The organism is Pannonibacter sp. Q-1 (assembly GCF_054073275.1).
Genome location: NZ_JBSXNB010000004.1, coordinates 132,274 through 157,495, shown reverse-complemented (window position 1 = coordinate 157,495; position 25,222 = coordinate 132,274). Strand labels below are relative to the sequence as shown.

Genomic DNA, 25,222 nt, shown 5'->3' with positions numbered 1-25,222 from the left:
GATGAATGACGTAAGGAGAGAAAAGCGCTGGTGAATTTCTGAAGTGTGCGTTTTGCGCGTGTTTCACCTTGGATTGAGCTCTGCCTCGTCAGCCGGCCAAAAGAGAGCGTGATTCCGGATACGCTGCCCTTCAAAAAGCCGGATTGGCCGGATCTCGCCTCACTTGCGCCATCAAGCCATTGAAAAGAGCCGGATACAGGCGTTTGCCACAGGGCCGGTGACACTGTAATGTGGCGCCGCCTTGCGCGGGGTGTAAGGCCTCACACACAAGTCCAGAAGTTTGCAGGAAGCTCGAACGCATGTCCGACATTTTCCGGGAAGTCGACGAAGATATCCGTCACGAAAAATTCCGTCGCCTTTGGGACCGTCTCGGCGTTTGGGTGATCATTCTGGCAGTTGCGATTGTGGCCGGAACGGCCGGATACCGCGGCTGGCTGTACTGGCAGGGCCAGCAGTCGATGAAGGCCGGTGATGCCTATATCGCGGCTGTGCGCCTGGCGCAGGAGGGCAAGGCCGAGGAGGCGGAAGCTGCCTTCGCCGCCTTGGGATCTGCCACCGGCGGCTATCCGGTGCTGGCAAAATTCCGCCTCGCAGAGAGCCTTGCGGCCTCCGGCAAGGCGGATGAAGCCGTCGCCGCCTATGATGCGCTGGCCGCCGATTCGTCCGTTGAAGCGGTTCTGCGCGGCCTGGCTGCGGTGCGCGCCGGCTACATTGCCCTTGATACGGCTGATCTTGCGGCGCTGAAGGCACGGCTGGAGCCCCTGACGGCCGAAAACAATTCCTGGCGGTTTGCGGCCCGCGAAATCCTTGCCTTCGCGGCCTGGAGCGCAGGCGACATGGATGCTGCAACCGAATATGCCAGCCAGATTACGGACGATGCCGCTGCGCCGCGCGAAATTGGGGCGCGGGTTTCCATTCTCACCAAGGTGATCCGTGGCTCACAGCCCAGCATTGCCGACAAGGGAGAGACGAACTGATGTTGCGTATGACCAAGCCCTCCCGGCAGCTTGCCAGTGTTTTTCTGGCTGCCACGCTTCTGGCGGGCTGCTCCTCGGTGTCTGAATATACCGATGCCATCAATCCCTTTGCGACCAAGCAGAAGATTCTTCCCGGCGACCGTCAGCCGCTGTTTCAGGGCGCTGATCCGTTGGAGCAGACCGCAAACCGCTCCGCCAGCATCGGTTCCGCCACGGGCGGTCAGGACTGGCCCCAGGCTGGCGGCAATGAGAGCAATGACCCGGGCAATGTTGCCGTGTCCTTCAGCGGCCAGCAGGCCTGGCGCGCCTCGATCGGCAGTTCCGGCGGCGGCCTGACGTCTTCGGGCATGCGCACGGCAGCAAGGCCTGTGGCTTCTGGCGGGCGTCTGTTCGTCTACAAGCCCACGGGTGAGGTGATTGCCATGAGCACGGGCGGCGCCCGTGCCTGGACGAAGAACCTGCGCCCGGCCGACGAGAACGGCATTGCCTCCGGCGGCGGTGTTGCCGTTTCCGGCAACCGTGTCTTCGCCGCAACCGGCTATCGCTCGCTTGCAGCGCTGGACGCCGGGTCGGGTCAGGAATTGTGGTCCGTCGAGCTCAGCGCCCCGGCGCGCGGCGCCCCGGCGGTTGGCGGTGGTCATGTCTTCGTCGTGACGCAGACCAACGAGGTCTATGCGGTCAAGCAGGACGATGGCACCGTGGCCTGGACCTATTCCGGCATTCAGGAAAACGCAGGATTGCTGACGGCCGCGTCCCCGGCTGTGTCGGGCGGAACCGTTGTGGTGCCGTTCTCCTCCGGCGAGATCATGGCCTTCGACATCCGCAAGGGCGAGCCGATCTGGGCTGAAGGCGTTTCGCGTGCCTTCCGCACCCTGGCGGTGTCCACGCTGACGGATGTTGCCGCGAGCCCGGTCGTCTCCGGCGGCACGGTTTATGCCACGGGCGTCGGCGGCAAGATCGTCGCTGCCTCGCTCAGGACGGGTGAGCGCCAGTGGGAGCAGAATGTAGGATCGGTGCACACGCCGGTCGTCTCCGGTAATGCCATTTTCATGGTAACGCTGGATGACAAGATGGTTGCTCTTGACCGCAAGACCGGTGACGCTCTATGGCGGGCAGACCTGCCGCAGCTTGACAACAAGAAGAAGCGGCGCAACTGGGCGGGCCCGGTGCTGGCGAACGGCACATTGGTGGCCTTCTCCAACGATGGCCGCATTGCCCTTGTGGACGCAGCCAGCGGCCAGATCCAGAGCGTGCGTGACATTTCGGCCAAGGTCTTCGTGACCCCGATTGTTGCCGGCGGCCGGATCGTGGTGCTGGAAGGCGACAGCGGCATCGCCGGATTCAACTGATAGATGGGCCGCAGGGATTGCGGCCTGAGGAGTAAGGGGCTTGGGCGCTACCGTAGCCATTATTGGCCGTCCGAATGTGGGCAAATCGACGCTGTTCAACCGGCTGGTCGGCAAGCGCCTGGCGCTTGTCGATGACACGCCGGGCGTCACCCGCGACCGGCGGCCGGGCGAGGCGCGCCTGGGCGACCTGCGCTTCACCATCATCGACACCGCAGGCCTTGAGGATGCGGACGCAACGAGCCTTGAAGGCCGCATGCGCGCCCAGACCGAAGAGGCCATCGCGGAAGCCGATGTCGTTCTGTTCGTCATCGACGCCCGTGCGGGCGTAACGCCGCTTGATGCGCATTTTGCCGCCGTTGCCCGCAAGAGCGAGACACCGGTGATCCTGCTGGCCAACAAGGCGGAAGGCCGGGCAGGCGAGGGCGGCCTCTACGAGGCTTTCTCGCTGGGTCTTGGCGAGCCGGTGGCCATCTCCGCCGAGCATGGCGAGGGTCTGGCCGGTCTCTACGAGGCGCTGCTTCCCTATGTGGAGCAGGTCGAGGAAGAAGAGCAGGCGGCCAAGGACGAGGCAGACTTTTCCGTTGAGCTGGACGAGGATGGCAATCCGCTTCTGCCGGAAGCAGCTCCCGCGGGCACCAGCGAGCGCCCGCTGCGGGTGGCCATCGTCGGGCGTCCGAATGCGGGCAAGTCGACGCTGATCAACCGGATGCTGGGCGAAGAGCGCATGCTGACCGGGCCTGAAGCCGGCATCACGCGCGATTCCATCTCCGTCGACTGGCTGTGGCGCGAGCGCCATCTCAAGCTGTTCGACACCGCCGGTATCCGCCGTAAGGCGCGTGTGCAGGAGAAGCTGGAAAAGCTCTCCGTTGCCGACGCCTTGCGCGCCATCAAGTTTGCCGAAGTGGTTGTCGTGGCGCTGGACGCGACCAATTCCTTCGAGAAGCAGGATCTGCAGATCATCGAGCTGGTGGCCCGTGAAGGCCGTGCTTTGGTGATCGCCATCAACAAGTGGGATCTGATCGAGGACCGGGAGGCGGCCTGGTCCGCCATCAAGGACGCGCAAGACCGCTATCTCAACCAGATCCGCAACGTCCAGATCGTCACCATGTCCGGCCTGCAGGGGCAGGGCATCGACCGGCTGATGGAAGCGGTGTTCAACGCCTATGAGGTCTGGAACTCCCGCATTTCAACTTCGCGCCTCAACCGCTGGCTCCTGAAGATCCTCACCCACCATCCGCCCCCGGCGGTGCAGGGACGCCGCGTCAAGCTGCGCTATATGACGCAGGCCAAGACCCGCCCGCCGCATTTCGTTGTGTTCTGCTCGCGCCCCGAAGAGCTGCCGGAAAGCTACACCCGGTATCTCGTGAACGGCCTGCGCCAGACCTTCGACATGCCGGGCACGCCGATCCGTCTCAGCTACCGCAAGGGCGAAAATCCCTATGCGGGCAAGAAAAAGAAAACCCGTTAGGCCCCGGCAAGGGCCCTTTCGAGGCCGGGGCATCCGCTCCGGCCTTTTCTGTGACCTTTCCTCTCCCATCGGGGCGCCTCAGCCCCGCACACCATCTGCAACCGAATGACATGGGGACCGCGATGACGACGACGCAACGCATGGAGTTTGCCGTTGGCCTCGCCCGCCGCGCAGGCGCGCTTGGCCTTGACTATTTCCGCAAGCTGGAAACGCTGACCATCATCAACAAGGGCCACCAGGACCTCGTGACGGAAGCCGACCGCAACGTGGAGACGCTGGTGCGCGACGAGATCGCGGCCGTCTTCCCGGGCGATGGCATCGTCGGGGAAGAACATGGCCGGGTGGAAGGGGCTTCCGGCTACACTTGGGTGATCGATCCGATCGATGGCACGGCGAATTTCGTCGCCGGCATCCCGCAGTGGTGCGTCATCATTGCCTGCGTTCACAACGGGGAGACCGTCATCGGGGTCATCCATGATCCGGTCTCGGGCGAAATGTTCGCCGCTGAACGCGGCAAGGGGCTGACGGTCAATGGCCGCCCGGCGCGGGTCTCCGCCAGCACCAGCCTCAAGACCGGCTCTGCCGGTGTCGGCTTTAGCGGCCGCAACAAGGTCTGCGGCGCCGTGCAACTGATCGATGCGCTGGTGGACCGGGGCGGCGTCTTCTTCCGCAATGCCTCCGGCGGGCTGATGCTGGCCTATGTGGCCGCCGGCCGGCTCATCGCCTATGGCGAATCCAAGATGAACGTCTGGGACTGCCTCGCCGGTCTCCTGATGATCGAAGAAGGCGGCGGCAAGGTCACCGGCTTTGACGTGGACGCGTCCATCGCGACGGGCGTGCGCGTCATCACCGCTTGCCCGGGTGTCTATGACGAATGGTCCGGCATGTGCGAGGCAGTCTTCCCGCCGCTGGCAGCGCACTGAGGCGCCTGAATGCAAAAAGGCCGGAGCGGTGCTCCGGCCTGAAAAATCTCTCCGCATTCGTCATGCCATGACTTAATCATGGCATGACGGAGGAAGGGGTAAGGCAGTAGATATTCCAGCTGCTTATGGCGTGCCTGCGCAAAGTTTTTGAAGCTGCGCATGAGGGTGATCTGAAAGCAACGAGGCCGGAGCGGTGCTCCGGCCCGAAAGATCTCTCCGCATTCGTCATGCCATGACTTGATCATGGCATCCACTCCGTAGCCTGTCCGCTCAGGCAGCGTCTCCGGAACGCTTGCTGCATCATCCCGCCCCTCATGTGATGAGATGAAGCGGCATGGATGCCATGATCAAGTCATGGCACGACGGAGGAAGGGGTAAGGGGTAAGGCAAGAAGCAGAAGGCCCTCCGTTCCAATCCCTTACGATGCGACCTGCACAAAATCCTTGTAGCTGCGCGAGGGGTGGTCGTAGAGGCGGCCGCCGTCCGTGAAGGTGGGAAGCGTCAGCGGAATGATCGCCTTGGCAACCTCTTCGGGATGCGGCAGGGTGGCCGGATCTTCGCCGGGCATCGCCTGTGCGCGCATGGAGGTGCGGACGGGGCCCGGATTGACGAGGCTGATCTGCAGCGGCGTCTGGCGCGTCTCGGCGGTGTAGGTGCGCACCAGAGCTTCCAGCGCAGCCTTGGAGACCGAATAGGGGCCCCAATAAGCCTTGCACTTGTGGGCGGCGCCGGAGGACAGGAACACGGCGCGCCCGGCGTCGGACTGGCGCAGCAGCGGGTCGAGCGAGCGGATCAGGCGCCAGTTGGCGGTGACATTGGCCGCCATCACCTTGTCCCAGGTCTTGATGTCCACATGGCCGAGCGGCGACAGGGTGCCGAGCACGCCCGCATTGCCCACCAGAATGTCCAGCTTCTTCCAGCGCTCGAAAATGGCCGCACCCAGACGGTCCAGCGCGTCATAGTCGGTGACGTCGAGGGGCACGAGCGTGGTCTGGCCACCTGCGGCCTTGATCTCGTCGTCCAGCTCTTCGAGGCCGCCCACGGTGCGGGCGACGGCGATCACATGGGCGCCGAGGCGGCCGAGTTCCCGGGCAATGAAATAGCCGATGCCGCGCGAGGCGCCGGTGACGACCGCAATGCGGCCGTCGAGGATCTTGTCAGTCATTGTGCCTTATCCAACTTCCACCAGACGCGGCGGCTTGCGGAACTCCACGTCATCCGACAGGTCCGTCAGCGGCGTCGGATAGTCGCCGGTGAAGCAATGGTCGGTGAACTGCGGGTTCTCGTTGTCGCGGCCCTCAAGCCCCATGGCCTTGTAGATACCTTCGATCGAGAGGAAGGCGAGGCTGTCGGCGCCGATGAAGGCGCGCATCTCTTCCAGATTGTAGCGGGCGGCGAGCAGCTTTTCGCGCACCGGCGTGTCGATGCCGTAATAGTCGGAGTAGCGGATCGGCGGGCTGGCGAGGCGGAAATGCACTTCGCGCGCGCCGGCATCGCGGATCATCTGCACGATCTTCAGCGAGGTGGTGCCGCGCACCAGGCTGTCATCGATGAGGATGACGCGCTTGCCTTCGATCTGCGCCCGGTTGGCCGAATGCTTCAGCTTGACGCCAAGGGTGCGGATCGACTGGGTGGGTTCGATGAAGGTGCGGCCCACATAGTGGTTGCGGATGATGCCCAGCTCGAAGGGAACGCCCGATTCCTGGCTGTAGCCGATGGCGGCGGGGACGCCGCTGTCCGGCACAGGAACCACCACATCAGCGTCCACGTGGCTCTCGCGGGCCAGCTGTGCGCCCATCTGGCGGCGCACGTCATAGACCGAGCGGCCGCCGACGACCGAGTCGGGCCGGGCGAAATAGACGTATTCGAAGATGCAGGGGCGGGCCGGGCGGCGGCCGAAGGGGAAGTAGCTCTCGATGCCGCCGGAGGTGCAGACGATCACCTCGCCGTTCTCGATCTCGCGGATGAACTTGGCGCCGATGATGTCGAGCGCGCAGGTTTCGGAGGCAAGGATCGGGGCACCGTTGAGGTCACCCAGCACCAGCGGGCGGATGCCCAGCGGGTCGCGGGCGCCGATCAGCTTCTTGCGGGTGAGGGCCACCAGCGAATAGGCGCCTTCCATCTGCTTGATCGCCTCGATGAAGCGGTCGACGATCTTCGGCTGGCGGCTGCGGGCGACGAGCTGCAGCACCACTTCGGAATCCGACGTGGACTGGCAGATGGCGCCGTCGCGGATCAGCTGGCGGCGCAGCGTCAGGCCATTGGTGAAGTTGCCGTTGTGGCAGATGGCAAAGCCGCCGCCGTCCAGCTCCGCGAACAGCGGCTGCACGTTGCGCAGGGCCGGTTCGCCGGTGGTGGAGTAGCGCACGTGGCCGACAGCAGCAGAGCCTGCGAGGCGCTTGATCGTCTCGGCGCTGGAGAAGTGATCGCCGACGAGGCCGAGATGGCGCTCGGAGCGGAACTGCTCGTTATCGTCATAGGTGACGATGCCGGCCGCTTCCTGTCCGCGATGCTGCAGGGCGTGCAGGCCAAGGGCGGTCAGCGCGGCGGCATCTTCATGCCCCAAAACGCCGAACACGCCGCATTCTTCACGCAGCGTGTCCCCGTAGATGTCGTCCGTATCATCGGAACGGAACTGTTTCCCTGCGCCCTGGAAGTCGGTCAGACCGGACATGGCGAAGCTCCTTGAGAGGTTGTGCGGCCAGCCTTGCTGGCAAAAAGATCAGTTTCCGGTGCCGCTGGTCGTCAGCTGGTCGATGCCCTGACGCTCTGCGGCGCTGTAGCCGGTATTCTCGGTCCCGCCCTGAGGCTGGCCCTGTGTCTGGCCCTGGGGCTCATCGGCATTGCGGCGGCTGGAGCGCTTGAAGTCCTGATACTTCTTTTCCGGGTCCTCCGGCAGCGCTGCCTGCAGCTGAAGGCCGATGGAGGTCAGCAGGTCACGGGACTTGGCCTGAACCACCCACTGGGGCTGGCGCTCCGCCGGCACAAACCAGTTGAAGAAGGCCAAGCCGACGACAACAAGCAGCATACCGCGTGCGGCGCCGAAAACGAAGCCGAGCGTGCGGTCCAGCGCGCCGATGCGGCTGTCGAGCACGAAATCGGAAATGCGCATGGTGATGTAGCTGACGATGATCAGCGTCAGCAGGAACACGCCCGCAATGGAAGCGCCGAGAGCAACATAGTCATTGCTGATATACTGCTTGGCATATGGAAGCACAGATTCAAAAAGCAAGTAGGCTGCGGCGGCTGCCGCCACCCACGAGCCAATGGACAGGACTTCACGGACAAAGCCGCGCACCATCGCCAGAACGGCGGAAATCAGCATGATGACGAGAAGAATTCCGTCGAGGAGCGTGATTGGCATCGTCCGGTTTTACCCTTGTAGCCCGCAGTCCCGGCTGCCGCTTGCGGCGCCATGCTGCTGTCAGTCGTTCCGCACATCCCGGGGCCCGCCGCCGGCCCGCCCGCTGCCCTTGGCAGCAATCTTGGCGATGAAGGCGCTCAGGTCCTGTATTCCTTCCGCGCTCAGCTCCGGCCCGGTCCCATCCTTGATGTTTCCGGCCGGGCAGATGGCGCGGTCAAAGCCGAGTTTCTGCGCTTCCTTCAGTCTTGCCTGTCCCTGGGCCACCGGTCTGACGGCGCCCGAGAGGCTGACCTCGCCGAAATAGACGCAATTCACCGGCAGGGCAAGCCCGCTGAGTGAAGAGACCAGTGCAGCGGCCACGGCAAGGTCTGCGCCCGGCTCGTTGATCCTGAGGCCGCCGGCCACATTCAGATAGACATCGTGCTGCGAAAAGCGAACCCCGCAGCGCGCTTCCAGCACCGCCAGGATCATCGACAGGCGGGCGCTGTCCCAGCCGATCACGGCGCGGCGGGGCGTGCCGAGCGGCGAGGGGGCGACGAGCGCCTGAATTTCAATGAGCAGCGGGCGGGAGCCCTCCAGCCCGGCAAAGACCACCGAGCCGGGTGCATTGGACGAGCGCTCGCCGAGGAAAAGCGCTGAAGGGTTGGCCACTTCCTGCAGGCCCGCGCCTGTCATCTCGAACACGCCGATTTCATCGGTGGCACCGAAACGGTTCTTCACCGAACGCAGGATGCGGTATTGATGCGCGCCGTCACCTTCGAAATAGAGCACCGCGTCCACCATGTGCTCCACCACACGGGGGCCTGCGATCTGGCCGTCCTTGGTGACATGGCCGACGAGCACCATGGCGGTGCCGGATTTCTTGGCATAGCGGACCATGGCCTGCGCCGAGGCGCGCACCTGCGTCACCGTGCCGGGAGGCGAATCCGCCAGCTCCGTCCACAGCGTCTGCACGGAATCAAGGATCAGCAGGGCAGGGGGAGGACCGGCTTCCAGCGTCGCCAGAATGTCCTCGACGCTGGTTTCGGAGGCGAGCGCGACGGGCGCATTGGCAAGGCCTAGGCGTTCGGCGCGCAGACGGACCTGATCGATCGCCTCTTCGCCCGAGATATAGACCGAGCGCAGGCCCTTGTTGGCGAGTGCGGCGGAAGCCTGGATCAGCAGGGTGGACTTGCCGATGCCCGGATCTCCGCCCACCAGCAGGGCGGAGCCCTTGACGAAGCCGCCGCCGGTCACCCGGTCCAGCTCCTTGATGCCGCTCTGGAAGCGCGGGGCTTCCTTGGCCTCGCCCGAAAGGCCGACCAGCGGCACGACGCGGCCACGGGTGACCTTGCCCTTGGACGGGCCGCCGCCGACGCCGCTGCCTTCGGCCTCCTCGACGATGGTGTTCCATTCGCCGCAGGATTCGCAGCGGCCGGTCCATTTGCCCGTGATCGCACCACAGGCCTGGCACACAAAGGATGAGCCGCGGCGGGCCATGTCAGTCTCCGGTCGTCCCGCCGTCCAGCGGCCCGTAGATGCGCGCGTGGCGGCTTCCAAGGCCCGTCAGCAGTTCATAATCAATCGTTCCGGCCGCCGATGCCGCCGCCTGAAGGCTGGCGTTGGGGCCCAGAAGCTCCACATAGGTGCCCCGGCGCAGCTTGTCTGCCGGAACATCGGTGGCATCCACAGCCAGCATGTCCATGGAGATCCGGCCAAACAGAGGCAGGGCGTGACCATCAACCCAGGCCGATGCGCCCGGCTTGCCGTCGGCGCTGCCCGCGCCCCTGAGGAAACCATCGCCATAGCCGCAGGACAGCATGGCAATGCGGCTGTCGCGCTCCGCCGTGCGGGCAAGGCCATAGCCGACGCCTTCGCCAGCCGGGACCTTGCGGACCTGCAGCACGCGGGCCTCCAGCCGGATCACCGGTTCAAGCTTCAGGGGCGGATGGTCGATGATCTGGCCGCCGTAGAGCGCAATGCCGGGGCGCACCAGATCGAAATGGAACTCCGGCCCCAGAAATACGCCCGCCGAATTGGCAAGCGAGCGCGGCACGCCGGGGAAATGCGCGCTCATCGCCTCGAAAGCGGCAAGCTGCACGTGGTTGTGCGCATGGGCGGGCTCGGCCGCGCAGGCCAGATGGCTCATCAGCAGCGACGCGGTGAAAGCCTCCAGCAGCGTGCCATCCGCCGCCAGCCGCTCGCATTCTGGAGCGTTGAGGCCGAGCCGGTTCATGCCGGTGTTGATGTGGATGGCCGCTTCCAGCTTCACCTTGCGTTCGCGGCAGAACAGCGCCCATTCCTCGATTTCGGGCAGGGACCCCAGCACCGGCCGCAGCCTTGCCTCAGCCAGCAGGGGAGCAGCGCCCGGGAACAGGCCGTTGAGGATGTAGATGATGGCATTGGGGGCTGCCTGACGGGCAGTGACGCCTTCCTGCGGCGTAGCCACGAAGAAGGTGGAGCAGCCGGCCTCCGCCAGATGCTTCACCGTGACGGCAAGGCCGCAGCCATAGGCATCGGCTTTCACGGCGGCGGCGCACTGGGTGCCGGGCGTGAGCTGGTCCTTCACGCGGCGCCAGTTGCGCGCGATGGCGAGCGGATCGATCGTCAGACGGCTGCCGGCCGGGATGACGGTTTGCCCGTGACTGGAGCTTGTCATGCTCTGCGGGTCCTGTGTCATGAAGCCAAAAGCAAGGCAGAGCCCTCACGCAGCGGTTTCCACGCGGAGCGGCGAATCGGCACCTTGCCCATATCTGCGGCCATCATAGACCGGTCCGGACGGGTTACTCCATCCGCTCGGGCATATAGTCTTCCTGTGCCAGATCCGAGAAGCGGGTGAATTCGCCCTGGAAGTGCAGCTGTGCCGTGCCGGTGGGGCCGTGACGCTGCTTGGCGATGATGACTTCGGCCTTGCCCTTGACGCGCTCGAACTTGTCCACCCAGGCCTCGTATTCGGGCGTGCCTTCCTCGGGCATGGTCTTGGACAGGTAATATTCCTCGCGGAACACGAAGAGCACCACGTCGGCGTCCTGCTCGATGGAGCCCGATTCGCGCAGGTCCGACAGCTGCGGGCGCTTGTCTTCACGCGATTCCACCTGACGGGACAGCTGGGAGAGGGCGATGATGGGAACGTTCAGCTCCTTCGCCAGCGCCTTGAGGCCCGTGGTGATTTCGGTGATTTCCTGCACGCGGTTGCCGCTGTTCTTGGACGAGCCGGACAGCAGCTGAATATAGTCGACGATGAGCAGGTCGAGGCCGCGCTGGCGCTTGAGGCGGCGGGCACGGGCCACCAGCGAGGCGATGGAGATGCCACCGGTCTGGTCCACGTAAAGCGGCACGGTCTGCATGTGCTGGGCAGCGGCTGCCAGTTTCTCGAAATCGGCCTCGGAAATGTCGCCGCGGCGGATCTTCGAGGAGGAAATCTCGGTCTGCTCGGAAATGATACGGGTGGCCAGCTGTTCGGCCGACATTTCCAGCGAGAAGAAGCCGACGACACCGCCATTCACCGTCTTCAGCGAGCCATCCGGCTGCTCTTCGGCCTGATAGGCCTGGGCGACGTTGTAGGCGATGTTAGTGACGAGCGAGGTCTTGCCCATGGCGGGACGGCCGGCGAGCACGATCAGATCCGAATGCTGAAGGCCGCCCATCAGCCGGTCCAGATCGGTCAGGCCGGAGGAAATGCCCGACAGGGCGCCTTCGCGGTTATAGGCCGCGTGGGCCATATGGATGGTTTCGGTCAGCGCATCGCCGAAGGTGACGAAGCCGCCTTCGCTGCGGCCGGTTTCCGCCAGTTCGAACAGCCGCCGCTCGGCGTCGTCGATCTGCTGGTTCGGCGGCATGTCGATGGGCGCGTCATAGGCGATGTTGACCATGTCCTCGCCGATGCGGATCAGGTTCCGCCGGACGGCAAGGTCATAGATGATGCGGCCATAGTCTTCCGCGTTGATGATCGAGGCGGCGTCGGCGGCAAGGCGCAGCAGGTACTGCGTCGCGCTCAGATCCGCGATCTTGATGTCGGCAGGATAGAAGGTCTTCAGCGTGATGGGCGAGGCGGTCTTGCCTGCGCGGATCAGCTGGCCGATCTTCTCGTAAATGTCCTTGTGCGGCGGCAGGAAAAAGTGGTGCGGCTCCAGAAAGTCGGAGACGCGGTAATAGGTCTCGTTGTTGACCAGAATCGCACCCAGCAGTTGGCGCTCAGCCTCCGCGTTATGCGGAGCGACGCGCACGGTCTCGCTCGCCGTTTCGATCTTCTGGATAGTGCCCTTCATGTGGTCCCCCGGTCGCGGTCATATTTCGTTTACCGGGGTTAAGGGCGCAGGAAAAGGCCGCAGTTCAGGGGAGGCAATTATCCTCAGCCTGCGCAAGATCAACGGGGACAAGTCATCTCGCGCCTTGACTGGTGCATGTGGACAAGGGCTGGGGGCAGGCTGTGGATATCCTGCGCACATATTGGCCGGAACCCGCGTCAGCGCGCCCATAAAACAGGCAAAGAAAAAGGCGGCGCCCCGGAAGGCACCGCCTGATCTTGCGCCGGGCAAACCGGGCCGGAGAGGATTACTCCTCGTCTTCGGCCTCGACTTCGCCTTCCTCGGCTTCTTCGTCTTCCTCGAACTCGAAGCTGTCCTGCTCGCGCAGGGTCAGGTTCTCACCGGCTGCCTGACGCTCGGCTTCGTCAGCGGAACGGGCAACGTTGATGGTGATGGACACTTCGACTTCCGGGTGCAGGGCGATGGCGACCGTGTGCAGGCCGATCGTCTTGATCGGCTCGGACAGGTGCACCTGGCCGCGGGAAACGCTGAAGCCGCCAGCGGTCGCCACGGAGGCGATGTCGCGGGTGGAGACGGAGCCGTAGAGCTGGCCGGTTTCGGCAGCCGAACGGATCACGATGAAGCTCTGGCCGGCCAGCTTTTCGCCAACGGCCTCGGCGTCCTTGCGGCGCTCCAGGTTACGGGCTTCCAGCTGAGCACGCTCGGCTTCGAACTTGGCAAGGTTTGCCTTGTTGGCGCGCAACGCCTTGCCCTGCGGCAGCAGGAAGTTACGGGCGTAACCGTCGCGCACGCGCACCTTGTCGCCCATCTGGCCAAGCTTGGCCACGCGTTCCAGAAGAATGACTTCCATGGGATTTCTCCAGTCGGTCTGTCCCGCCTCTCGGGCGGTTAGAAGCCGGTCCACAAACCCGCCGGCCCCAATCCGGGATGCCGGACCCTCAAGAGTCCGGCGCGGCCCGCAGCATGAAGCCGGCGGGCCGCGTCTTGATCAGATCAGGCGTGAGCCGTGATCTCAGCTGATGACGAAGGGCAGCAGCGACAGGATGCGGGCGCGCTTGATGGCGCGGGCCAGCTCACGCTGCTTCTTCGCGGAGACCGCGGTGATGCGGCTCGGAACGATCTTGCCACGCTCGGAAATGTAGCGCTGCAGCAGACGGATGTCCTTGTAGTCGATGACCGGAGCACCCTCGCCCGAGAACGGGCAGGTCTTGCGGCGGCGGAAGAACGGACGGCGCGTCGGGATCTGTGCGATTTCAGGCATGTCAATTACTCCGCTTCTGCACGGCGGGGAGCGCGTTCGCTCCGCTCACCACGGGGCTCACGGGCCGGGCGGTCGCTGCCGAACTTGTCGTCGCGGCGGCGGCGGTCATCACGGTCGCGCTTCTGCATCATGGCAGACGGCTCGTCATCGTGGGATTCGACCTTCAGGGTCATGAAACGAAGGATGTCTTCGTTGATGCCCATCTGACGCTCCATTTCGGCAACCGCGGCATGCGGAGCTTCGATGTTCATCAGGGTGTAGTGGGCCTTGCGGTTCTTCTTGACCCGGTAAGCCAGCGCGCGCAGGCCCCAGTTCTCGATCTTGCCGACCTTGCCACCGTTGGCTTCGATCAGACCCTTGTACTGTTCAACGAGTTGCTCGACCTGCTGGGTCGAGATGTCCTGGCGCGCCAGGAACACGTGCTCATAAAGCGGCATGTGTGTCTTGCCTTTCTCTAGCGTCTATCCGGGAAAACCTGGCGCAAAGCCTCAACGTGCCTACGGAAAGGTACGTAAAGTCCTACGAGAGCGGAGACACGGGAAGACGGGAGTTTGACGCCCCTGATGCTTGCGCATCCTTCCGTTCAGCCACCAGCCAAGGTTCCGGATAGTGGCGCTGTATATAGAAGGCGCCCGCAAATGCAAGCGCAGACTGCATCAAATCACAGCCGGCGAACGGAGCGGAGCAGGGCGCCGGCTGGCCTCTCTTCAGCGTTTCAGCTCCATGCCGCCAGCAGTTTCCCACGGACTTTGGCCGCTTTCGCTGCGGTGCGGGGGGCATATGCTCTTGACATGGCCCTGTCTGCCAGACCATAGCGGCGGATCATTTTGCCGCAAGAGGGCGGCGGGGACATATCGAATGGCGGGATTGACCGCCCTTATGTCCGGCCAGTCCCTTGCATCATGAGTTGAGAACAGCCGGCCGCTCCAGAGCCGGTGCCAAGCGACGGAGGCCGCGCATTATGGGCGTTGCATTCATTTTCCCCGGTCAGGGCAGCCAGGCCGTGGGCATGGGCAAGGAACTGGCGGAAGGCTCCGCCGAGGCACGTGCCGTCTTTGCAGAAGTGGATGAGGCGCTCGGCGAGAAGCTCTCCGAACTCATGTGGAATGGCCCCGAGGATCAGCTGACCCTCACGGCCAATGCCCAGCCCGCGCTGATGGCCGTCAGCCTTGCGGCGCTGCGCATGATGGAAGCGCGCGGCATCGACCTCAAGGCCTCTGCGTCTTATGTCGCCGGTCATTCGCTCGGCGAATATTCCGCTCTTGCGGCTGCCGGGAGCCTGTCCATCGGTGATGCGGCGCGTCTGCTGCGCCTGCGCGGCCAGTCCATGCAGGCGGCTGTGCCGGTGGGCGTTGGCGCGATGGCGGCGCTGCTCGGCCTTGATTTCGACGTTGCCCGTGAAGTTGCGGCGGAAGCCAGCGCTCCGGGCGAGGTCTGTGAAGCGGCCAACGACAATGCGCCGGGGCAGGTTGTGGTCTCCGGCCACAAGGCGGCCGTGGAACGGGCGCTTGAGATTGCCAAGACCAAGGGCGGGCGCCGCGCCGTGCTTCTGCCGGTGTCCGCGCCCTTCCATTGCTCGCTGATGCAGCCCGCTGCCGATGCCATGGCTGAAGCGCTGGCGGGCGTGACCATTCATGCGCCGAAGGTGCCGCTGGTTGCCAATGTGCTGGCGCGCCCGGTGACGGATCCGGCGGAAATCCGCAGCCGTCTGGTGGAGCAGGTCACCGGTACGGTGCGCTGGCGCGAATCCATCGAGTGGCTTGCGGGCGAGGGGATTGATACTTTCGTCGAGATCGGCGCAGGCAAGGTTCTGACCGGCATGATCAAGCGCATTGCCAAGGATGCGGGCGGCCTTGCCGTCAACACGCCGGGCGATGTGGATGCCGTGCTGGAGCGCCTGAACGGCTGACAGCGGATCATATGCGGTGCTGTCGTGGCCTTTGGCCGGGCTGCACCGCTGACAGGAAACTGGAAGGAAACATCACGATGTTCAGCTTGACCAACAGGACGGCTCTCGTCACCGGTGCCACCGGCGGCATCGGCGAGGCCATTGCCCGCGCGCTGCACGCACAGGGCGCCACCGTGACCCTGTCCGGCACGCGCGCTGAAAAGCTGGAGGCGCTGGCCGCCGATCTGAAGGAGCGGGTGCATGTCGTCCCCGCAAACCTTTCCGACCGCGCCGCCGTGGAAGCGCTGGTTCCGGCAGCGGAAGCAGCCATGGGCCAGATCGACATTCTGGTGAACAACGCCGGCATCACCCGCGACAACATCTTCATGCGCATGAAGGATGAAGAGTGGGATCAGGTGCTGGAAGTGAACCTCACCTCCAACTTCCACATCTGCCGTTCGGCGATCAAGGGCATGATGAAGCGCCGCCATGGCCGCATCATCGGCATTGCCTCCGTGGTCGGCGTCACCGGCAACCCGGGCCAGGCCAATTATGCAGCGGCCAAGGCCGGCATGATCGGCATGTACAAGTCCATCGCCCGCGAGATCGCCAGCCGCAATGTCACGGTCAACACGATCGCGCCCGGTTTCATCGAAACCGCGATGACGGACGTGCTGAACGACAAGCAGAAGGAATCGATTCTCGGATCGGTTCCGGCAGGCCGTCTGGGCACGGCTGCGGAAATTGCCGGTGCAGCTGTGTATCTTGCCAGCGACGAGGCAGCCTACATGACCGGCCAGACGCTGCATGTGAATGGCGGCATGGCCATGATTTGACTTTGGAATCCGTGTTTTACGCCATTGGCGGAAAACACGGGTCCACTCCAGGGGCGGCGGCTGGTCAAGCCTGATAAAGTGTGATACCTAGCCGCCGATTATTCTGGAAAGACTGACGGAATGGCTTGATTTCATGGGCCTTCCGTTGCTCTTGTCCGGGTAGCGCCCGTAAGCAGGCTGTGCGAAGACTGAGGTCCGGTTCATCCTGCAGCGTGTGTCCGGTTCGTAAAAACCACCGAGGTAAATAAAATGAGCGATATCGCGGAACGAGTTAAGAAGATCGTTATCGAGCACCTGGGCGTCGACGCCGACAAGGTCGTCGAAGCTGCAAGCTTCATCGACGACCTCGGCGCGGACAGCCTTGACACCGTCGAGCTGGTGATGGCCTTCGAAGAAGAATTCGGCGTCGAGATCCCCGACGATGCAGCCGAGACGATCCTGACCGTCGGCGACGCGGTCAAGTTCCTCGAAAAGAACGCCGGTTAATCTCCGGTTATTCGTGACCTGTGGGGGGAAGCGGCGACGCTTCCACCCGAAACATGTGCGGGCTGATGAGACGAGTAGTTATTACCGGTATGGGCATGGTGACGCCGCATGGTAGCGGCGTTGACGTGACGTGGAAGAAGATCCTTGAGGGCAAGAGTGCTGCGCAGCGCGTCAGCAACTTCGAAGTCGAGGATCTCGCCTGTAAAATTGCCTGTCAGATCCCGCGCGATCCGTCAGTCGAAGGGGCCTTCAATCCCGACGACTGGATGGACCCCAAGGAGCAGCGCAAGGTCGACGATTTCATCGTCTATGCCATGGCTGCTGCCGACCAGGCGCTCGCCGATGCAAACTGGAAGCCCGTGACGTACGAGGAGCAAATCCGCTCCGGCGTGCTGATCGGCTCCGGCATCGGCGGCCTGCAGGGCATTGAGGAAGCAGCCCATGTGCTGCGGGACAAGGGGCCGCGCCGCCTCAGCCCGTTCTTCATTCCCGGCCGTCTGATCAACCTGGCCGGCGGTCAGGTTTCCATCCGCCACGGCCTCAAGGGGCCGAACCATGCCGTCGTGACGGCCTGTTCCACCGGCGCGCATGCGATCGGTGACGCGGCCCGCCTCATCGCGCTTGATGATGCCGATGTCATGGTGGCTGGTGGCACCGAATCTCCGGTCTGCCGTCTTGCTCTGGCTGGCTTTGCCGCCTGCCGCGCTCTGTCGACCCTCTACAACGACACGCCCGAAAAGGCCTCGCGCCCCTACGACAAGGACCGTGACGGCTTCGTCATGGGCGAGGGCGCCGGTGTGGTGGTGCTTGAAGAATATGAGCACGCCAAGCGCCGCGGCGCGACCATCTATGCCGAAGTCATCGGCTATGGCCTGTCGGGCGATGCCTATCACATCACGGCTCCGTCCGAAGATGGTGACGGCGCTTACCGCTGCATGAGCGCAGCGATGAAGCGTGCCGGCATTACGGCAGCCGATATCGACTACATCAACGCCCACGGCACCTCGACGATGGCTGACACCATCGAGCTGGGCGCTGTCGAGCGTCTGGTGGGTGATGCGGCGGACAAGATCTCCATGTCCTCCACCAAATCCTCCATCGGCCACCTTCTGGGTGCTGCCGGTGCGGTCGAGGCGATCTTCTCTGTCCTCGCCATCCGCGACAACATTGCGCCGCCGACGATCAACCTCGACAATCCGTCCGTCGAGAGCCGGATCGATCTGGTGCCGCATCAGCCGCGCAAGAAGCAGATCGATGTTGCCCTGTCGAATTCCTTCGGCTTCGGCGGCACCAATGCTTCGTTGATCCTGCGGCGCGTCGAGGGCTGACAGCCCTCCCGTCACGATTTCCTCGTTTCGCCGCATTGACAAGGTTAATCCCTTGATCTGCGGCGGAGCCGGGCGGTGTCACAGAACCGGGCCGGAGTGCTTCCGGCCATCTGGCCGCAGTTGAACGAGAGGGGAGGGGCTGACGGCCGTGCCGTGCGGGTCTCCCTCACACCCTTGACAATCTGCTGCGGGCCCTCTTTGCGGGGCGCCGGGGGCGGCAGGATCCGAAGGAGCGAGCGACCATGCGTGTCAAGCCAAAGAGCCCACGCGAGGCCATCCAGCCCGACCGGGCGCCAGAACCGCCCCAGCGGTCGCGCCATGCGCGCAATCCCATTGTCATCCTGATCAATCTGGTGCTTTCCAGCGCCGTCATCCTGATTCTTGCCATTGGTGCAGGCATCTACTGGGGCAAGCAGGAATTCGATGCGGCTGGTCCTCTGACGGAAGACAAGACCGTGATCATTTCCTCCGGCCAGGGCCTCGGCGGCATTGCCGATATCCTCGAGCGCAATGGCGTGATCACCGATGGTCTGGTGTTCAATCTGGGTGTGCGGGCCTACAAGAATGCGGCCCGGCTGAAGGCGGGTGAATACGAGTTCAAGGCCGGCTCCAGCATGCGCGACGTGATGACGGACCTGGTGGAAGGCAAGGCGGTGGTCTATTCCGTCACCATCCCCGAGGGCTGGTCCACGGCGCAGGTGATCCGGCGTCTGCGCGAGAACGAGATTCTCACCGGCGAGATTACGGATATCCCGCCGGAAGGCGCGCTGCTGCCTGAGACCTACACATTCACGCGCGGTGCCTCGCGTCAGCAGATCCTCAACCAGATGCAGGCGGCGCAGACCAAGCTTCTGGCGGAAATCTGGGCGCGCAGGGTTGAAGGCCTGCCGGTGCAGACGCCCGAAGAGCTGGTCATTCTGGCGTCGATCGTCGAGAAGGAAACCGCTCGCGCCGATGAGCGCCCGCGCGTTGCCGGTGTCTTCGTCAACCGGCTGAACAAGTCGATGCCGCTGCAGTCTGACCCGACCATTCTCTACGGGCTTTATGGCGGCGACGCGTGGACCACCGACCGCAGTGCCATCACCCGCGCCGATCTCGACAAGAAGACCGAATACAACACCTATCAGATCCGTGCGCTGCCGCCGGGGCCGATCGGCAATCCGGGCCGTGCGGCCATGGAAGCGGTGTCCAACCCGTCGCGGACGAAGGATCTCTATTTCGTTGCCGATGGCACCGGCGGTCACGTCTTTGCCGAAACCTATGAGCAGCATCAGGCCAATGTGCGCAAGTGGCGCGAGATCGAGCGCGCCCGCCGGGCACAGCAGGCCGGTGGCAACGGTGCCGCCGCCAGCGAGGCCGCTCCCGAGGCGCCCGCGCCGGAAGAGGCTGCTCCGGCAACACAGAACTGAACCGGCAGGAGACAGACGGCGGGCCCGCAGCTTGTGCTTGCAGCCCGGCGTCTGTCTCCTGAACCGGTTCCGGGGGGAAGGATCAGGACATGGCTTTGTCCAGCATGACCGGCTTTGCCCGGGTTGAAGGATCTCATGGCGCGGTGCGCTGGCACTGGGAACTGCGCTCCGTCAACGGCAAGAGCCTTGATCTGCGCTTCCGTCTGCCTCCGGGCATGGAAGATCTGGAAGCGCAGCTGCGCGAGCGCTGCGGCAAGGCTCTGGCCAGAGGCAATGTCTCCATCTCCCTGTCGCTGCAGCGGGACCAGGGCGATGCAGTTCTCACCATCAACGAGGCAGCGCTCGAAGCCGTTCTGCATGCGGTGCAGCTGCTGAAGCGGCGCCTGCCCGAAGCCGTGCCGCCGAGCCTTGATGGCATCCTCGCCCACAAGGGCGTGCTGGAACTGCGCGAGCCTGTGGAAGACGAAGAGGCCCGGGCGGCCCTGATTTCAGCGCTGGCCGCATCCTTCGATGAGGCGCTGAAGGCGCTTGCCGCCATGCGCAAGGCGGAAGGCGCGGCCATCGGTGCCGTGCTGGACGGCCAGCTGGCCGCTATTGCCGCAGCAACGGATGCAGCCGAAAGGCATCCGGCGCGCACGGTAGAGGCCATTCGCGACAGGCTTGCCGCCCAGGTTTCGGCCTTGCTGGAGGCTGCGCCCGCGCTGGAGCCGCAGCGGCTGCATCAGGAGGCGGTGCTGCTGGCGACCCGCGCCGACATCCGCGAGGAGCTGGACCGGCTGGCCGCCCATGTGGCTGCCGCCCGCAAGCTTCTGGCCGATGGCGGGCCTGTGGGCCGCAAGCTCGATTTCCTCGCACAGGAATTTAACCGGGAAGCGAATACGCTCTGCTCGAAATCCAATGACGTGGCGCTGACGGCCATCGGCCTTGAGCTGAAATCCGTCATCGACCAGATGCGTGAGCAGATCCAGAATCTGGAGTGATCAATGGCCGGCAGCAAGTCCGCCCGTCCCGCCGGGACATCCGTTACCGCCGATGAGGCCGAGGCACACCGCCGCGGCCTCATGCTCGTTCTGTCCTCGCCTTCGGGCGCGGGCAAGTCGACGATTGCCCGCAATCTGCTGGGGCAGGAGACAAGCCTGTCCCTGTCCATCTCCGTGACGACGCGCCCGCGCCGCACTAGCGAGATTGACGGCGTGCACTACCATTTCATTTCCCGCGAAAAGTTCGAGCTGATGCGCGACCGGGAAGAGCTGCTGGAATGGGCCGAGGTGCATGGCAATTACTACGGCACGCCGCGCGATCCGGTGGAGCAGGCGCTGCGCAGCGGCCGGGACGTGCTGTTCGACATCGACATCCAGGGCACCTTCCAGCTTTATGAGCGGATGCGTGAGGATGTGGTGTCCATCTTCATCCTGCCGCCGTCCATTGCCGAGATGAAATCCCGCCTGCACCGTCGTGCAGAAGATGCTGATGACGTGATCCTGAGGCGGCTAAAGACCGCTGTCGGCGAGATGCGCCACTGGAGCGAATATGACTATGTGGTCGTCAATGACGATCTCAGCCGCGCGTTCCTGGCGGTTCAGTCCATCCTGCGCGCCGAGCGCCACCGCCGCTCCCGCTCCGCCGCCATCGGACCCTTCATCGACGGCATGGTGGACGACCTGCGCCGCGAGCTGGGCGAAGCCGGCGTGAGCGATGCCGAAGGCTGATCTTTTTTCCTTCATCTGAAATGAAACAGGGCTCCGCATGCGGAGCCCTGTTTGTTTTGCAAGAAATGAAATGACTATCCTCCGCGCCGTCCCGGCCTTGTGCCGGGACCTGTCAGCGGCGCAAGGAGCCCGCCCTGCCAAAGGCGTCTTCAACCTGCCACACTCAGCCCGCCATCTGCGGCAGGCTGATTTCCTGCACCCAGCCGCCGAAATCGCTGCGGGCCCGCTGGGTCATGGCAAGCTTGCGGGCCTTGGCCTTTTCCGCCCCGCGCAGGCGCTTGCCGTCTTCGCCCTTGTTCGGGGCTTCCACCGGCGGGAACAGGCCGAAATTGACATTCATCGGCTGGAACGAGCGCGGCGCGCCTTCTTCCTCATGCACAAGGTGGCCGCCGGTGATATGCGCCAGCAGCGCGCCCATGGCCGTGGTGGCGGGCGGCGGCGTCAGCTCGCGTCCTTGCGCGGCCGCAGCGGCAAACAGCCCGGCCATGCAGCCGACGGAGGCCGATTCCACATAGCCTTCGCAGCCGGTGATCTGCCCGGCAAAGCGCAGGCGCGGATCGGCCTTCAGCCGCAGCGTGCCATCGAGCAGCTTCGGTGAATTGAGGAAGGTGTTGCGGTGCAAGCCGCCGAGACGGGCAAAGACGGCATTCTCCAGCCCCGGGATCATGCGGAAGATCTCGGCCTGTGCGCCATATTTCAGCTTCGTCTGGAAGCCGACCATGTTGTAGAGCGTGCCGAGCGCATTGTCCTGGCGCAGCTGCACCACGCCATAGGCCTTGACGGTCGGGTTATGGGCGTTGGTGAGGCCCATCGGCTTCATCGGCCCGTGGCGCAGGGTTTCGCGGCCACGCTCCGCCATCACTTCGATGGGCAGGCAGCCGTCGAAATAGGGGGTGTTGGCCTCCCATTCCTTGAATTCGGTCTTCTCGCCTGCGATCAGCGCATCGATGAAGGCCTCGTACTGGGCCTTGTCCAGAGGGCAGTTGATGTAATCCTTGCCCGTGCCGCCCGGACCCACCTTGTCATAGCGGGACTGGAACCAGGCCACATCCATGTTGATGGAATCAAAATGCACGATCGGGGCAATGGCGTCGAAGAAGGCGAGCGAATCCTCACCCGTGCGCGCCAGGATCGCTTCCGACAGGGCCGGAGAGGTGAGGGGGCCGGTGGCAATGATCACATTGTCCCAGTCCTGCGGCGGCAGGCTGGTCAGCTCGCCGCGCTCGATGGTGATCAGCGGGTGCGAGGTGAGCATCTGAGTCACCGCTTCCGAAAAGCCGTCCCGGTCCACCGCCAGCGCGCTGCCGGCGGGCACCTGATGGGCATCGGCCGCCTGCATGATCAGCGAGCCTGCCTGACGCAGCTCCCAGTGCAGCAGGCCGACGGCGTTGTAATCCGCATCGTCGGAGCGGAAGGAGTTGGAGCAGACCAGCTCGGCAAGCCCGTCCGTCTTGTGGGCATCGGTTGCCCGCACCGGGCGCATTTCATGAAGAACAACCGGAACGCCGGCGCGGGCGATCTGCCAGCTTGCTTCCGAACCGGCGAGACCGCCGCCGATCACATGAATGGGTTTCGTCACGTGGCTCTGCCTGTGCTTGTGCTGAAAAGGGGCTGGACCGGACATATGTCCCGGCGGCCGGTCCTGCGGCGCCAGTCCGCGCTGCGGTCCTGCATCTCAAGCCCCTGATACCCGCATGACCGGGGCGATGCAACGGAAAGCCGCCGTTGAACCTGAGCCAGGGCGGTCTGCCGTTTGGCGGGACATGTGCATTTGCCGTAGGCTGGGCAGAGAGAGGTCCGGAGACTGGCGCGGACGGGCAGGGCTCCGGCTTAAAGGAAAGGCGGCACATGCAGACCAAGGCAAGGCACCTGCACCTCAGCAAAGCAGGACGCGCCCTTCACATGCTGCTGGCCGCCGCAATACTGGCGGGCTGCGCGGCGCAGGCTGAACTGGGGCCGGAGACCTGGTACCGCGACCGCAAAGCGCTGCTCCCCCGGGAGGACAGGCTCTACATCTGTCACGGCTTCGGCTGCACCTACAAGGCGCCGGTGGATTTTTCCAGCGCGGACAGGCGGAAGCTTGCATCGATTCTCGCCTCAGGCAAGGAATCGCCTGCGGCAGAGCGCAGGGCCGTGTCCAGGGCCGTCCAGTGGCAGGAGGCACGCGTAACGGCAGCGCTTGGAACCGCGCCGGATATTGGCGGCCTCGACATGCGCAATGCCGGTGTGCCGGGTCAGATGGATTGTATCGACGAGGCCAGCAACACCACCAGCCTGCTTCTTTATGCAGAACGCGCGGGGCTGTTGCGTCACCACCGCGTTGCATCGCCCGTGGCGCGCGGCTTCCTGCTGGACGGGCACTATCCGCATGCCACGGCGGTTCTGCGGGAGAATGCAGGCGGTCAGGCCTATGCCATCGACAGCTGGGTGCGCGCCAATGCGGAGCCGCCCGTGGTGCAGCCGCTCGAAAGCTGGTTTGCCGCAGCAGATGCCTGGTGATGAAAATTTGAAGGGGGGGTGCTTAAAACGAGAAAAGCGCTCGCCGATGGGAGGAGGAGTTCGGCGAGCGCTCTTTCCAGAGCCGGTTCGGGAGGAGGAGAACCGGCTTGTTCCGGACCGCAGGTGGGAGGAGGAGTCCTTTGGTCCGGGAGAACTGAGGCACCGCTTGGCGCCCCGTTGTTGAATATGTTGTACCGCGGGCCGGGCGATACCGCCATGCACAATTCTGCATGGCTGGCCTGCTTATGCTGCAGAGCAGCGAAAACAGGGCTGGGGCTGCGTCTTAGCGCATGGCCCCGCGGGCGACGGAGGCGATGTCCGCGCGGGAGATGCCGATGTCGCTCAGCTCACGCGAGGACATGCGGGCCAGCTCTTCATAGGTGGCGCGGTACTTCTTCCACGAGCGATACTTGGAGACGATGTCGTGCAGCATGATTTTATCCGTTCTTTGCTTTGTCTTTGAAGCTGTGGCAGCGCTCTTGTTGGCGTTGCATCTTGTGACCCTTATCTAGGCCTGTTCGCCGGTTTCAGCTATGGGGGCTTCAACATGCCTGCCCTGCAGGCAATGCAATGCATGATTAATGTGCATCTGCACAGGTGAAGGGCATGTGGCCGGATTGTGGCGAAGCCCTCCGCCGCAGGGCGGAATCAGGGCTGTGCACCTGCCGTAGAGTTGCTTTGCCGGAAGGGATAGCGGTGAGCGAAGGGGAGGGCTGGGCGGACAGCAAAAAGGCCGCCGGCAAATCTGCGGCAGCCTGACATAAGGTCTAGCGATTTGATTTGAAAGACGTATCGAACGTCAGACAAACGAACGCCCGCCAGTGGGAGGAGGTACTGGCGGGCGCTGTTTCAGCAGGCAGGGTTTGGGAGGAGAAGAACCCCGCCGGCACACAGTCACAAGGCTTGGGAGGAGGAGAGCCTGTGACCGCGATCTTGATTACATGCTGGCGCGGCGTGCGATGAAGCGGATATCGCCGCGGCCAATGCCCAGGTCGCTGAGTTCGCGATTGGACAGACGGGACAGCTCGTCCACCGTGCGGCGGTAGTTGACCCAGGAATTGTACTTGCGAACAACAGTGTCGATCATTTTCGTGTTCCTTGAACCGTCTGGAGCGTCAGCTGTCGGCCCGCGGCCGGTTTGGCCATTGTGCGGTGCAGCGCCGTTCCGATGTCCAAGAGATAGTCCGTTTTCGCATTTGCGAGAAGTGGAAGTTTGGCATGTCAGTCATGCGAATTATGCAAGGCGGAAAAACAAACGATGATGAGCGGTCATCAGGCGAGGTGAAGGGCATTTAAACCGATAAAAACGCAGAAATTCGCGCTGCAGCAGGAAATATGCAGGAGGCCTCCGGTTGTGTCTCGATTGCGTGGTGCTGCAAGACTTGTGTTGCAATGCAGCGAGAGCCGGATTCGCGCTTGCCACATGCGCCGGGTGCATGGCGCAAGCCACATTTCAGAAGCTGCCACAAGGGATTCAT

Annotated in this window: 24 protein-coding genes; 12 read left to right on the top strand and 12 right to left on the bottom strand. The window is 64.0% G+C overall.

From position 1 onward, the window contains the following. Positions 1-299 precede the first annotated feature (299 nt). The 4 genes from ACVNHC_RS12250 (at position 300) to ACVNHC_RS12235 (ending at position 4,717) form a co-directional block, all read left to right on the top strand. Positions 300-977 carry a tetratricopeptide repeat protein gene (locus ACVNHC_RS12250; protein WP_050473265.1) on the top strand — a complete coding sequence of 226 codons (678 nt, stop codon included), beginning with the start codon at positions 300-302 and terminating at the stop codon, positions 975-977. Beyond that, complete coding sequence (locus tag ACVNHC_RS12245; protein WP_457167435.1) at positions 977-2,326, top strand: outer membrane protein assembly factor BamB family protein; 1,350 nt, start codon at positions 977-979, stop codon at positions 2,324-2,326. The genes ACVNHC_RS12250 and ACVNHC_RS12245 overlap by 1 nt, the downstream gene beginning before the upstream one ends. A 40-nt stretch (positions 2,327-2,366) precedes the next feature. Beyond that, positions 2,367-3,794, top strand: a complete 1,428-nt coding sequence (der, locus tag ACVNHC_RS12240; RefSeq protein ID WP_122520189.1) for a ribosome biogenesis GTPase Der — start codon at positions 2,367-2,369, stop codon at positions 3,792-3,794. Positions 3,795-3,916: 122 nt separating this feature from the next. Then, positions 3,917-4,717, top strand: coding sequence for an inositol monophosphatase family protein (locus ACVNHC_RS12235; RefSeq protein WP_457167434.1), 801 nt, complete (start codon positions 3,917-3,919; stop codon positions 4,715-4,717). Between the two features lie 418 nt (positions 4,718-5,135). Here ACVNHC_RS12235 and ACVNHC_RS12230 read toward each other — a convergent pair whose 3' ends face one another. The 9 genes from ACVNHC_RS12230 to rpsF form a co-directional block, all read right to left on the bottom strand. Continuing rightward, positions 5,136-5,882, bottom strand: coding sequence for an SDR family NAD(P)-dependent oxidoreductase (locus ACVNHC_RS12230; protein ID WP_457167433.1), 747 nt, complete (start codon positions 5,880-5,882; stop codon positions 5,136-5,138). A gap of 6 nt (positions 5,883-5,888) precedes the next feature. Next, a complete protein-coding gene (purF, locus tag ACVNHC_RS12225; RefSeq protein WP_019966107.1) occupies positions 5,889-7,391 on the bottom strand; it encodes an amidophosphoribosyltransferase in 1,503 nt (500 codons plus the stop codon). A gap of 48 nt (positions 7,392-7,439) precedes the next feature. Beyond that, positions 7,440-8,081: a CvpA family protein gene (locus ACVNHC_RS12220; protein WP_457167432.1), complete on the bottom strand. Its 642-nt coding sequence runs from the start codon at positions 8,079-8,081 to the stop codon at positions 7,440-7,442. Between the two features lie 60 nt (positions 8,082-8,141). Then, a complete protein-coding gene (gene radA, locus ACVNHC_RS12215) occupies positions 8,142-9,560 on the bottom strand; it encodes a DNA repair protein RadA (RefSeq protein ID WP_050473271.1) in 1,419 nt (472 codons plus the stop codon). 1 nt (position 9,561) lies between these two features. Then, positions 9,562-10,719: an alanine racemase gene (gene alr / locus ACVNHC_RS12210; RefSeq protein WP_457167431.1), complete on the bottom strand. Its 1,158-nt coding sequence runs from the start codon at positions 10,717-10,719 to the stop codon at positions 9,562-9,564. 124 nt (positions 10,720-10,843) lie between these two features. Then, positions 10,844-12,328: a replicative DNA helicase gene (locus ACVNHC_RS12205; protein WP_050473273.1), complete on the bottom strand. Its 1,485-nt coding sequence runs from the start codon at positions 12,326-12,328 to the stop codon at positions 10,844-10,846. 286 nt (positions 12,329-12,614) lie between these two features. Beyond that, positions 12,615-13,178: a 50S ribosomal protein L9 gene (gene rplI, locus ACVNHC_RS12200; protein ID WP_122520185.1), complete on the bottom strand. Its 564-nt coding sequence runs from the start codon at positions 13,176-13,178 to the stop codon at positions 12,615-12,617. 162 nt (positions 13,179-13,340) lie between these two features. Then, on the bottom strand, positions 13,341-13,589 hold the full coding sequence (rpsR, locus tag ACVNHC_RS12195; protein WP_050473275.1) for a 30S ribosomal protein S18: 249 nt from the start codon (positions 13,587-13,589) through the stop codon (positions 13,341-13,343). A 5-nt stretch (positions 13,590-13,594) separates the two neighbouring features. Beyond that, on the bottom strand, positions 13,595-14,026 hold the full coding sequence (gene rpsF / locus ACVNHC_RS12190) for a 30S ribosomal protein S6 (protein ID WP_019966100.1): 432 nt from the start codon (positions 14,024-14,026) through the stop codon (positions 13,595-13,597). A gap of 524 nt (positions 14,027-14,550) precedes the next feature. Here rpsF and fabD point away from each other — a divergent pair. From fabD to gmk, 7 genes are all read left to right on the top strand, one after another. After that, positions 14,551-15,498 (top strand): ACP S-malonyltransferase, encoded by a 948-nt coding sequence (fabD, locus tag ACVNHC_RS12185; protein ID WP_457167430.1) that lies wholly within the window; start codon positions 14,551-14,553, stop codon positions 15,496-15,498. A 77-nt stretch (positions 15,499-15,575) separates the two neighbouring features. Beyond that, entirely contained in the window at positions 15,576-16,313 is a 738-nt protein-coding gene (gene fabG, locus ACVNHC_RS12180) for a 3-oxoacyl-[acyl-carrier-protein] reductase (protein WP_058899881.1), read from the top strand. A 249-nt stretch (positions 16,314-16,562) separates the two neighbouring features. Then, positions 16,563-16,799: an acyl carrier protein gene (locus ACVNHC_RS12175; protein ID WP_050473278.1), complete on the top strand. Its 237-nt coding sequence runs from the start codon at positions 16,563-16,565 to the stop codon at positions 16,797-16,799. Between the two features lie 65 nt (positions 16,800-16,864). Next, the gene (fabF, locus tag ACVNHC_RS12170; RefSeq protein WP_050473279.1) at positions 16,865-18,127 is read left to right on the top strand and encodes a beta-ketoacyl-ACP synthase II; all 1,263 of its coding nucleotides are present in this window, start codon (positions 16,865-16,867) and stop codon (positions 18,125-18,127) included. Positions 18,128-18,369: 242 nt separating this feature from the next. Beyond that, entirely contained in the window at positions 18,370-19,536 is a 1,167-nt protein-coding gene (gene mltG / locus ACVNHC_RS12165) for an endolytic transglycosylase MltG (protein WP_050473280.1), read from the top strand. Between the two features lie 89 nt (positions 19,537-19,625). Then, on the top strand, positions 19,626-20,516 hold the full coding sequence (locus tag ACVNHC_RS12160; RefSeq protein ID WP_457167429.1) for a YicC/YloC family endoribonuclease: 891 nt from the start codon (positions 19,626-19,628) through the stop codon (positions 20,514-20,516). Between the two features lie 3 nt (positions 20,517-20,519). Further along, positions 20,520-21,245 (top strand): guanylate kinase, encoded by a 726-nt coding sequence (gene gmk / locus ACVNHC_RS12155; RefSeq protein ID WP_082440050.1) that lies wholly within the window; start codon positions 20,520-20,522, stop codon positions 21,243-21,245. Positions 21,246-21,408: 163 nt separating this feature from the next. On the opposite strand, the gene trmFO is transcribed toward gmk, so the two are convergent. Continuing rightward, entirely contained in the window at positions 21,409-22,869 is a 1,461-nt protein-coding gene (trmFO, locus tag ACVNHC_RS12150; RefSeq protein WP_457167428.1) for a methylenetetrahydrofolate--tRNA-(uracil(54)-C(5))-methyltransferase (FADH(2)-oxidizing) TrmFO, read from the bottom strand. 224 nt (positions 22,870-23,093) lie between these two features. Between trmFO and ACVNHC_RS12145 the strand changes: the two genes are divergently transcribed. Further along, a complete protein-coding gene (locus ACVNHC_RS12145; protein WP_457167427.1) occupies positions 23,094-23,744 on the top strand; it encodes a hypothetical protein in 651 nt (216 codons plus the stop codon). A 283-nt stretch (positions 23,745-24,027) separates the two neighbouring features. On the opposite strand, the gene ACVNHC_RS12140 is transcribed toward ACVNHC_RS12145, so the two are convergent. Both ACVNHC_RS12140 and ACVNHC_RS12135 read right to left on the bottom strand, forming a co-directional pair. Continuing rightward, positions 24,028-24,177, bottom strand: a complete 150-nt coding sequence (locus ACVNHC_RS12140) for a DUF1127 domain-containing protein (RefSeq protein WP_019966090.1) — start codon at positions 24,175-24,177, stop codon at positions 24,028-24,030. Positions 24,178-24,681: 504 nt separating this feature from the next. Continuing rightward, entirely contained in the window at positions 24,682-24,831 is a 150-nt protein-coding gene (locus ACVNHC_RS12135) for a DUF1127 domain-containing protein (RefSeq protein WP_019966089.1), read from the bottom strand. Positions 24,832-25,222: the final 391 nt, after the last annotated feature.

Coding starts and splice junctions, on each gene's coding strand:
- ACVNHC_RS12250 (WP_050473265.1), top strand. CDS start 300: ATGTCCGACATTTTCCGGGAAGTCGACGAAGATATCCGTCACGAAAAA.
- ACVNHC_RS12205 (WP_050473273.1), bottom strand. CDS start 12,328: ATGAAGGGCACTATCCAGAAGATCGAAACGGCGAGCGAGACCGTGCGC.
- mltG (WP_050473280.1), top strand. CDS start 18,370: ATGCGTGTCAAGCCAAAGAGCCCACGCGAGGCCATCCAGCCCGACCGG.
- trmFO (WP_457167428.1), bottom strand. CDS start 22,869: ATGTCCGGTCCAGCCCCTTTTCAGCACAAGCACAGGCAGAGCCACGTG.
- ACVNHC_RS12135 (WP_019966089.1), bottom strand. CDS start 24,831: ATGATCGACACTGTTGTTCGCAAGTACAATTCCTGGGTCAACTACCGC.
- ACVNHC_RS12160 (WP_457167429.1), top strand. CDS start 19,626: ATGGCTTTGTCCAGCATGACCGGCTTTGCCCGGGTTGAAGGATCTCAT.
- rpsF (WP_019966100.1), bottom strand. CDS start 14,026: ATGCCGCTTTATGAGCACGTGTTCCTGGCGCGCCAGGACATCTCGACC.
- ACVNHC_RS12245 (WP_457167435.1), top strand. CDS start 977: ATGTTGCGTATGACCAAGCCCTCCCGGCAGCTTGCCAGTGTTTTTCTG.
- fabG (WP_058899881.1), top strand. CDS start 15,576: ATGTTCAGCTTGACCAACAGGACGGCTCTCGTCACCGGTGCCACCGGC.
- ACVNHC_RS12145 (WP_457167427.1), top strand. CDS start 23,094: ATGCAGACCAAGGCAAGGCACCTGCACCTCAGCAAAGCAGGACGCGCC.
- ACVNHC_RS12175 (WP_050473278.1), top strand. CDS start 16,563: ATGAGCGATATCGCGGAACGAGTTAAGAAGATCGTTATCGAGCACCTG.
- gmk (WP_082440050.1), top strand. CDS start 20,520: ATGGCCGGCAGCAAGTCCGCCCGTCCCGCCGGGACATCCGTTACCGCC.
- ACVNHC_RS12235 (WP_457167434.1), top strand. CDS start 3,917: ATGACGACGACGCAACGCATGGAGTTTGCCGTTGGCCTCGCCCGCCGC.
- fabF (WP_050473279.1), top strand. CDS start 16,865: ATGAGACGAGTAGTTATTACCGGTATGGGCATGGTGACGCCGCATGGT.
- fabD (WP_457167430.1), top strand. CDS start 14,551: ATGGGCGTTGCATTCATTTTCCCCGGTCAGGGCAGCCAGGCCGTGGGC.
- ACVNHC_RS12230 (WP_457167433.1), bottom strand. CDS start 5,882: ATGACTGACAAGATCCTCGACGGCCGCATTGCGGTCGTCACCGGCGCC.
- ACVNHC_RS12140 (WP_019966090.1), bottom strand. CDS start 24,177: ATGCTGCACGACATCGTCTCCAAGTATCGCTCGTGGAAGAAGTACCGC.
- rpsR (WP_050473275.1), bottom strand. CDS start 13,589: ATGCCTGAAATCGCACAGATCCCGACGCGCCGTCCGTTCTTCCGCCGC.
- radA (WP_050473271.1), bottom strand. CDS start 9,560: ATGGCCCGCCGCGGCTCATCCTTTGTGTGCCAGGCCTGTGGTGCGATC.
- purF (WP_019966107.1), bottom strand. CDS start 7,391: ATGTCCGGTCTGACCGACTTCCAGGGCGCAGGGAAACAGTTCCGTTCC.
- alr (WP_457167431.1), bottom strand. CDS start 10,719: ATGACAAGCTCCAGTCACGGGCAAACCGTCATCCCGGCCGGCAGCCGT.
- ACVNHC_RS12220 (WP_457167432.1), bottom strand. CDS start 8,081: ATGCCAATCACGCTCCTCGACGGAATTCTTCTCGTCATCATGCTGATT.
- rplI (WP_122520185.1), bottom strand. CDS start 13,178: ATGGAAGTCATTCTTCTGGAACGCGTGGCCAAGCTTGGCCAGATGGGC.